Here is a 1,688-nt window from a genome sequence, read left to right on the forward strand (position 1 = left end):
TATCCTCTCAAAATTGAATGAAAGTCAAAGCGCTCCGCTTCCGGCGGTCCGAAAACCGGCGGAAGCGTCCGATCGGAAAAAATAATTCTCCGTAGAAAGGAGGTGATCCATCCCCACCTTCCGGTAGGGATACCTTGTTACGACTTCACCCCAATCACCTGCCCCACCTTCGGCGGCTGGCTCCCAGAAGGGTTACCCCACCGACTTCGGGTGTTGCAAGCTCTCGTGGTGTGACGGGCGGTGTGTACAAGGCCCGGGAACGTATTCACCGCGGCATGCTGATCCGCGATTACTAGCGATTCCGGCTTCATGCAGGCGAGTTGCAGCCTGCAATCCGAACTGAGAATGGCTTTTTGAGATTGGCTTCACCTCGCGGCTTCGCTTCCCTCTGTACCATCCATTGTAGCACGTGTGTAGCCCAGGTCATAAGGGGCATGATGATTTGACGTCATCCCCACCTTCCTCCGGTTTGTCACCGGCAGTCACCCTAGAGTGCCCAACTCAATGCTGGCAACTAGGATTAAGGGTTGCGCTCGTTGCGGGACTTAACCCAACATCTCACGACACGAGCTGACGACAACCATGCACCACCTGTCATTTCGTCCCCCGAAGGGGAACTTCCCATCTCTGGGAATAGCGAAAGATGTCAAGACCTGGTAAGGTTCTTCGCGTTGCGTCGAATTAAACCACATGCTCCACCGCTTGTGCGGGCCCCCGTCAATTCCTTTGAGTTTCAACCTTGCGGTCGTACTCCCCAGGCGGAGTGCTTAATGCGTTTGCTTCGGCACTAAGGGCATCGAAACCCCTAACACCTAGCACTCAACGTTTACGGCGTGGACTACCAGGGTATCTAATCCTGTTCGCTCCCCACGCTTTCGCGCCTCAGCGTCAGTTACAGGCCAGAGAGCCGCCTTCGCCACTGGTGTTCCTCCACATATCTACGCATTTCACCGCTACACGTGGAATTCCACTCTCCTCTCCTGCACTCAAGTTCCTCAGTTTCCAATGACCCTCCACGGTTGAGCCGTGGGCTTTCACATCAGACTTAAGAAACCGCCTGCGCGCGCTTTACGCCCAATAATTCCGGACAACGCTTGCCCCCTACGTATTACCGCGGCTGCTGGCACGTAGTTAGCCGGGGCTTTCTGATCAGGTACCGTCATGGCGCCGGCCTGTTTGACCGGCACGTGTTCTTCCCTGATAACAGAGCTTTACGATCCGAAAACCTTCGTCACTCACGCGGCGTTGCACCGTCAGGCTTTCGCCCATTGCGGATGATTCCCTACTGCTGCCTCCCGTAGGAGTCTGGGCCGTGTCTCAGTCCCAGTGTGGCCGATCACCCTCTCAGGTCGGCTACGCATCGTCGCCTTGGGGAGCTCTTACCTCTCCAACTAGCTAATGCGCCGCGGGCCCATCTCGCAGTGTGAGGAACAAGTCCCCACTTTTACAATAAGATCAGGCGATCTTATTGGTCATCCGGTATTAGCCCCGGTTTCCCGGGGTTATCCCAGTCTGCAAGGCAGGTTGCCCACGTGTTACTCACCCGTCCGCCGCTCGTTCCCCCGTCGTCACTCCGAAGAGATCCGACGGCTTCCCGCGCTCGACTTGCATGTATTAGGCACGCCGCCAGCGTTCGTCCTGAGCCAGGATCAAACTCTCCAATAAATAGTAGAGTACTGACTCTTCTT

Annotated in this window: 1 rRNA gene; it reads right to left on the minus strand. The window is 56.0% G+C overall.

Annotation, left to right across the window (positions count from 1 at the left end):
• Positions 1-95 precede the first annotated feature (95 nt).
• Positions 96-1,665 (minus strand): 16S ribosomal RNA (locus ACE4RR_RS21405).
• Positions 1,666-1,688 lie beyond the last annotated feature (23 nt).

Origin of the sequence: Alteribacillus sp. HJP-4 (assembly GCF_042139015.1) — a bacterium.
Lineage (GTDB): Bacteria > Bacillota > Bacilli > Bacillales > Marinococcaceae > JBHIKY01.